Origin of the sequence: Brachyspira catarrhinii (assembly GCF_005518285.1) — a bacterium.
Taxonomy (GTDB): Bacteria; Spirochaetota; Brachyspiria; order Brachyspirales; family Brachyspiraceae; genus Brachyspira; species Brachyspira catarrhinii.
The window spans coordinates 1-7,113 of record NZ_SJDU01000093.1 but is presented as its reverse complement, the minus strand read 5'-3'; the positions used below and the strand labels follow the sequence as shown (position 1 = coordinate 7,113).

At 32.9% G+C, this 7,113-nt stretch carries 6 protein-coding genes; 3 read left to right on the top strand and 3 right to left on the bottom strand.

Going from position 1 to position 7,113, the window contains the following annotated elements:
• A partial coding sequence (locus tag EZH24_RS05020) for an Rrf2 family transcriptional regulator (RefSeq protein WP_137998027.1) occupies positions 1-969 on the top strand: 969 nt, incomplete at its 5' end.
• A 17-nt stretch (positions 970-986) separates the two neighbouring features.
• Here the strand turns inward: EZH24_RS05020 and EZH24_RS05015 are convergent.
• The 3 genes from EZH24_RS05015 to EZH24_RS05005 are packed head-to-tail and all read right to left on the bottom strand — an operon-like array spanning position 987 to position 5,057.
• The gene (locus EZH24_RS05015; protein WP_137998026.1) at positions 987-1,274 is read right to left on the bottom strand and encodes a hypothetical protein; all 288 of its coding nucleotides are present in this window, start codon (positions 1,272-1,274) and stop codon (positions 987-989) included.
• 17 nt (positions 1,275-1,291) lie between these two features.
• Complete coding sequence (locus EZH24_RS05010) at positions 1,292-3,334, bottom strand: NHL repeat-containing protein (protein ID WP_137998025.1); 2,043 nt, start codon at positions 3,332-3,334, stop codon at positions 1,292-1,294.
• Positions 3,321-5,057 (bottom strand): SpoIVB peptidase S55 domain-containing protein, encoded by a 1,737-nt coding sequence (locus EZH24_RS05005; protein ID WP_137998024.1) that lies wholly within the window; start codon positions 5,055-5,057, stop codon positions 3,321-3,323. The genes EZH24_RS05010 and EZH24_RS05005 overlap by 14 nt, the downstream gene beginning before the upstream one ends.
• Positions 5,058-5,223: 166 nt before the next feature.
• Here EZH24_RS05005 and EZH24_RS05000 point away from each other — a divergent pair, with 166 nt between their 5' ends.
• Together EZH24_RS05000 and EZH24_RS04995 are read left to right on the top strand one after the other, a co-directional pair.
• Positions 5,224-6,228, top strand: coding sequence for a glycosyltransferase family 2 protein (locus EZH24_RS05000; RefSeq protein WP_137998023.1), 1,005 nt, complete (start codon positions 5,224-5,226; stop codon positions 6,226-6,228).
• 9 nt (positions 6,229-6,237) lie between these two features.
• Positions 6,238-7,113: DUF362 domain-containing protein (locus tag EZH24_RS04995; protein WP_137998022.1), on the top strand; the 876-nt coding region annotated here is incomplete at its 3' end.

The following is a 7,113-nucleotide window of genomic DNA, read 5'->3' as shown; positions in this document are numbered from 1 at the left end:
ACATTTGGAGAGAAATCTACAAAATTAAGCGTATTTGCGGCAATATCTTCTCTTTTGGTAGCGATAACCATAATAACTCTTTTCAGCGTTTATTTTAGGTTAAATTTAAATGTAAAAAATTATAAACAAATTTTTGATAGCGATAAATATAAAATAGAATATGTCGTAAAAGAAATAAATTCGGTTTCTAAAAATATTTCAAATATTACTTTGGAAAGAATAAGTTATAGAATAATCGAAAATTTAGGAAACGGTTTAAGCGCGCCGACTTACGACAGAGAGGTTATTTCCACAAATACGCTTAATTTTGTAGATTTCTCTCCAAATGTATTCGAGCAGTTAATGAAGTATAATTTTAAGATTGGCGATGTCGTAGTAATAAGTAACGAAGACAATATGCTCACAAGTATAAGTCCCGCCGAGTTTTCTTCCGCAAGCGCTTTTGCCCAAATCCCCGTTTTGCTTTTGCTTTTATATATAATTTGGATAATAATTTTATTTGGAGCGGAACTTACTTATTCGCTTCAATATTTTAGAGCTTACGGAGTCGACAGAACGAATATTAAACTTTCATTTGCCGAAAAAGAGGTTATAGCTTTGGAGTTTATGCATGCAATCGCGGACAGATTTATTAACAAGAAAAAACCTTTCACCGTTTACGAACTCGCTAAAGAATTAAAAACTCCTCCGACTATAATAAACGAAATTTCCGAAAGTTTGGAAAAAGCTATGTATATAATAAAAACCGTTGATGGCTCGAAAATATCTTATATATTGGGTTGTCCTCCCGAATCGATAACGATTGGAGATATTTTATATTCTCTAAAAATGAACGGCGGATTTAGACATAAAAATTCTATAAGCGACAAATATAACGATGATAAATATAAAAAATTAATATACGAAAATAAAACGATATCGACTAAAGATTATAATAAAGACTTATATCGTTTGGTTGTTAATAAATAAATTTTATTATTCCTAAATTATTGCGGCAAATTTTCTTTATATTTTGAATCCTTAAACTCTAAATAAGGCTTTGAACTCAACATATGAATTGCAGTTATGAGGGAGTAGCTTATCCATGCTTTTTTCTCGTCATTATTTTTACCGTTTTTGCTTGTTTCGTTTTCTCTTAAAAGTTCGTTTAGGGTTTTTGCAATATTGTCAATATTATCTTCAAAAAAATCTTCGCATTCGTCACAGGTATCCATAGTCGCCTGTCCTTCGATTTCCTCGATTTCTTTACCGCACCATACGCAATTAATACTCATTTTGTCTCCAATTTTTATTAAATCAAAAAAGAATAAAATTTAATATTCCCTTCCGTATCCAAAACTTCTATCGTAATCGAACCCGCATTTTCATCGTCAATTATAATGGTAAAATTCTCGCTCATAGAATCCAAAACTTTATCGTCTGGAATTATATAATGCCATTCTTCCGTTATCGTTGAATATCTAACCGTTTTCAAAAAAGAAAGTTTATCTTCTACTCTAAAAGTTATTTTCCTTGTATTTCCTTCCGAGCTAACCGCAAAATCGAATATTTCTGGGGCATCGTTATCGTATTTTATATTAAGAACTTCCAAAGTTTTAGTTTTTGCCAAATCTATCGGATTATCATGTCTGTCGCTTGCCGTTATCTTGAAATCGTAAATACCCGAAGGCATCAAATAAGATTTAAATCTGAAGTAAGGATTTTCCAAATTATTTGCAAGTTTTCGATAATTTCTCTCGCCTTTTAATCTATATTCCAAATCGTATATAAGTTTGTCTCCGTTTGGGTCGCTTCCTTTCCAATAAATCATAGTTTCGCTTTCTTCAAGCTGCGGGCTTTTCGTAGTTTCGTTGGAATCGTTTTGCTGTTTATAATGCGTTGTAAGTCCGCCGTTTAGAACATCTGGAGGCAAATTATTTTCAATATAAGTAAAATCCATAGAACTTAAAACGGGAATGGATTCGGAATTCGAGGTTTTCATTGTCACTCTAAATTGCATGAATCTTCCGTCTGGAACATTGATTTTTCCGTCTTCGGCAATGGGAACAAAATCGCTCCAAGTATTGTCGACTCTCGCCACATTTCCCGTCCTCACTTCAAAAGATATATCCGAACCTTCTGGAACGGTTGTCATAGCGTTTAGGCTTCCAAGTTTGCTTAAAAGTCTTAAATCCAATGTATCGCTTACAAAACTTCCTTCCGAAAGATTATTATTTTGCATTTTGTATATTTCTCCCGTTTTCGATATCGCAAAATATAATCCGTCTTTAGTAGCCGAAAATGTCGAGAGGGTTTTATTTTCGAGTCCGCCAATGTAGGATAAAAGCCCATCGTCTCCGTTTATTTTATAAATATCGGCGTTGTCTCCAGTAATGAAATATATATTATTGTCGTTATCGCTGCTTAAAGCGAAAACCAAAGTTTGATTCAAGAAAAATAATCTTTGAACCGTTCCATTCGTATCGGCTTTATATAAAGAATTTCTAAATTCTTTTGCGCTGTCGTCCGCAGATTTTCCGCCGTCTATTATCGAAGGCAAGATTAAAAAAGAAGGCTCTCTTGTTGCCGTTCCAAAATATAAATTTCCTATATTGTCCATAGTAATAGCGTAAACTTCGTTTTGCGCCGTATCGTATAGAGTTTTTGAAGAAGGATTTTCCAAATTAGTTGCCAAGTCTATAGCCAAAACGAGTCCTCTTCCCGCCGTTCCAACATATAATTTATTGTTTTTAGAATCGAAATATAAAGACATAGCATGCTGTTCGTCAGTTTTAAGTATTTCCGTTATATTCCCGTTTGAAGATATTTTTAATACTCGAGCGTTATTTCCGCCAGCCGCAGCGTATAAATTTCCGTTATTGTCGAATTTCATATCCCAAATATAAGTGTCATCGACATTTTTACTCCAAATTTCGTTTCCCGCGTTATCGTATTTTATTATTCTCGCGTAGGGACCTGTCGCAGCGTATATATTTCCCGAATCGTCCGATATAACCGAAGTAAACGCGCTTTCGTTTGTCGATTTGACGAATAAATTAAATTCGCTTTCTCCCGCGTTTCTTTTATATAATTCCGCTCCGTTTCCGCTTATCGCCGCATACATAGAGCCATCAGTCGAAGGATATATTTTCCAAATAAATTTTCCGTCAATAGCGCCGTCTTTTTCTATAATCGGAGCTAAAACCAAAGAACCCTGTTCCGTAAGCATTATTCCGTTATAAGTTCCGTTATTATAAAACCCTTTTCTCGAACTCGAATAATTTCTGGTAACAACTCCAAAAACCGTAATTTGAGATAATATTAATACTGTTAAAATTATTTTAGCGATTTTCATACTTATCCGCTCCTTCTATGATTATATCTATTTTCATTAAGCCCAATATTGAGTAAGGCATATTATATTCTCCTTCTATAGCGTTTATAACCGCCGATTTATCCGAAGTGTAATTGTCGGCTATGATGCCGTATCTTGAAATTGGAAGAGTAGGAAAAGAATCTTTGCCTATCTGAACTCCGCGCGAAGAAGAATAGAGCCAAACCTTCAAAGCCTTATCGTCATAAGATTTGCCGTAAATTCTCATAACATCGTCCAAATTTCTTATTTTATATTTATTCGGCATAAATAACCGCTCGGCATAATTATATATATATTCGTTTGCAGCATAAATACTGTAAATATCTGTTGTCAAATTAACGGGAAGTTTAACGGGAATATTTATATAAGTTTTTTCCTCTCCGTAAGGAGTAATTCCCACTCTTAAATGTATTGTCTCTCCCGCAACCGCTCGCGTTTCAAGTAAAGTTATATCGTCTAAAAACGCGTATTTTAAATCGCTTCTCTTTATAGAAAGTTTTATTGATTTTATTCCAATTCTATTAAAATTATTATAAATGAAAAAATCTACTGGAGCAATCAATTGTTCTATAGCGCTTCTGAAAGCGTCTTTTGAAGAATAGCTTAATATTCTGTCGGTTACTTTATAAGGTTCTTCAAAATAATCCGTTTCTATTTCATAACTTACGCTAAATACTCCGTCCTCTTCGCTTCCCGCACTCGAGGTTACCGCTTCGTAAATCGCCATAGAAAGCAAATGAGAAAAATATGTCGGGTCGTTTAATACTCTAAAATTAAATTCTTTATTCAAAAAACTTTGGTCTTCCACTTGCAAATTAACGGGAATCATAGTATTTTCTGGGATGTCTCCGTAAACTCCCGAAACTCCAAAGGTTCCGTCATAAACTGTGTAGCCTAAATAGTTTGAATAAGCCGTTCCTATCTTAAAAGAAGACGCAGCAGAAGCCATTATATGATTTATATAGGCTCTCGAAACGGGCGCTCTTAATCTTCCTTTGGACCACATAGAATGCCCGAATAATAAAAATTTTTCATCGTCCGTATGCGAAACCGTTCCGACTCCCGCTATTGACAAATCGCCGTCAACCAAAACTATAGCTACAGAATCTCCGAATAAAAATTTTCCGCTTTGAGTCTCGTCCGAAATTGCGCCTCCAGCTTGCATTGGATAAAATCCCATTTCTTTGAATTTGTCGGAATATTCAGAAAAAGAATTTCCGTTGAAGCCCGAAAACATTAAAGGAGTTTGAAGAGAGTTTTTGCTTATAGAAGCGACTTTTGAAACATTTGTATCGTTGTATAATTTATACATTTCTTCTATGGGAGTGACTCCAGCAATCGGGTCTTTAGCGTAATTCCAGCCGAAAGCCAAAGCTCCCGCAATTTTTCCGTCAAAATAAATCGGAGAACCGCTCATACCCGCGACAGTGCCTGAATGTTCCAAATTAAGTCCTTCAAGTTCTATCAATATCGCGTCGCTTCCGTTCCACATTTTTCTTAAAACCGAAAGAACTTTTACTTTGAAAGGCTCTACATTAGTTCCATGAATTACCGTATAACCTACGCCTTCCATCCCTTCATGTATTTCGCTCATTGGAATAACTTCTGGATTATCGGGAGGAGTCGGGGGCATATTTTGAGCGAGCAAACTTAAATTAAAAATCAAACTAAATAAAATTAAAAATATTATCTTTTTATGCATTTAATTAATCCGTATAAAATAAATATTTTGTCGATTGATAATATAACAATATATATTATATTGAAGTAAAATTCAATAAATAACTTTTGTTAGTATTCAATTATCGGAATGCAATAACTTAAACATAATTTTTGACAAATCTTAATATTTTAGTATAATCTATAAAATGATAACAGTTATTATACCGATTTACAATGTGGAAAAATATTTAAGAAATTGTTTGGAAAGCGTCATTAATCAAACATTTAAAAATTTGGAAATAATTTGCATAAACGATGGTTCTACGGACAATTCCTTGCAAATATTAAAAGAATATCAAAAAAAAGACAAAAGAATAATCATAATTGACAAAAAAAACGAAGGAGTTTCCGCAGCAAGAAACGATGGAATAGAAAAAGCTACAGGCGAATATTTATTTTGTATAGACGGAGACGATTATATTGACAACGATTTTTTTGAAAAATTTTATAACAACGCGAAAAAAAACGATAGCGATTTGGTAGTTTTGAGCAGTTTTTGGAATTTGGATAAAAGAATAGATAAAAATCGAGGGTTTCATTCGGCACTTCCAACTTGTTCTATGTTTATAAGAAAAAAGATATTGGAAGAAAATAAATCCGTTCGTTATCCTTTGAATGTTCAGCCCGGCGAGGACGGAATATTTTCGCATAAACTTTTAATGTTCGCAAAAAATATAAGTTTTGAATATGAAGCTCGTTATCATTATATTAAAAGAGCGGGACAGGATTCTCAAAGAGCGACTAAAGAGCCTAAAATATTGTTAAAAGCGATAAAAAAATGGTTTGAAATTTTGGAAGAATTTTATAGCGAATATAATTTTTGGGAAAATAAATCATTGTCGTTTGCGAAATATATCGAGCAGGAAGCTTTTCTTGCTTTCAGAACGAAAAATTTTAATATCGAAGAAGAGAGAAAAATTTTTGAAATTCTAAAAAATACTTTAAATAAAGCTATAAAAAATATTGATAAAAAAGATTATAAATTTTTTTCTAAAGAATTTATTGATTTGATAGAATCGAATTCTATTAAAGAATATTATTCAAAAGTAAAATACAGATTCAATTATATTCGATTTTCTTTATTTAAAAAAGATATTTCGATTCGTTATAAAGAAAATAGATTTAAATTTTATAAAAACGATATTTTATGAGGAAATTTTATGATTAAAAATGAAAATAAAACAAAAGTCGCTTTAATAAAATGCGACAGCTATGATTTGAATAAAGTTAAAGATGCGATAAATAGAGGAATCAATTTGCTTGGCGGAATCGATTTATTTATTAAATACGGAGATAAAATTTTACTTAAACCGAATTTGCTCGCTTCAGAATCCGCGGAAAAATCTGTCACGACTCATCCGATTGTTTTTGAAGCTATAATTTCTATTTTGCAAGAAAATAATAAAGAAAAAAATATAAATAAAATATCTTACGGAGATTCGCCGGGAATTGGAAAGGGAATTTCTGTCGCTCAAAAATCTGGAATAAGCGAAGTTGCGCAAAGACTTAAAATTGAATACGCCGATTTTGACGAGCCAATCGGAATAAGTTTTAACGAAGGAATAAAAGAAAAAAGTTTTACTATAGCCAAACCGATTGCCGAAGCCGACACAATAATAAGTTTGCCAAAATTAAAATCTCATGCTTTAACCGTTATGACGGGAGCGGTAAAAAATCAATTCGGATGCATCCCGGGATTTAGAAAGGCGGAATATCATTTGAAACTTCCAGATTTTGACGATTTTTCGACTATGCTTTTGGATTTGAATAAATTAATAAACCCGAAATTATATATAATGGACGGAATTATGGCGATGGAAGGAAATGGTCCGAGAAGCGGAAACCCGAAAAAATTGAATGTTTTATTACTTTCGTCCGATGCGGTGGCTTTGGATTATGTCGCCTCCCAAATAATATCTTTCGATTATAATTTAATTCCGACTATAAAAATGGGATTCAAACTCGGTTTTTCAAATAAAGAAAATATTGAAATTGTGGGAGATAATATTGAAAGCGTTAAAGTGAAAGCGTTAAAG

What these genes read in the sequence shown, in the direction of transcription:
- EZH24_RS05015 (WP_137998026.1), bottom strand. Translation starts at nt 1,274, where the DNA reads ATGAGTATTAATTGCGTATGGTGCGGTAAAGAAATCGAGGAAATCGAA.
- EZH24_RS05000 (WP_137998023.1), top strand. Translation starts at nt 5,224, where the DNA reads ATGATAACAGTTATTATACCGATTTACAATGTGGAAAAATATTTAAGA.
- EZH24_RS05010 (WP_137998025.1), bottom strand. Translation starts at nt 3,334, where the DNA reads ATGAAAATCGCTAAAATAATTTTAACAGTATTAATATTATCTCAAATT.
- EZH24_RS05005 (WP_137998024.1), bottom strand. Translation starts at nt 5,057, where the DNA reads ATGCATAAAAAGATAATATTTTTAATTTTATTTAGTTTGATTTTTAAT.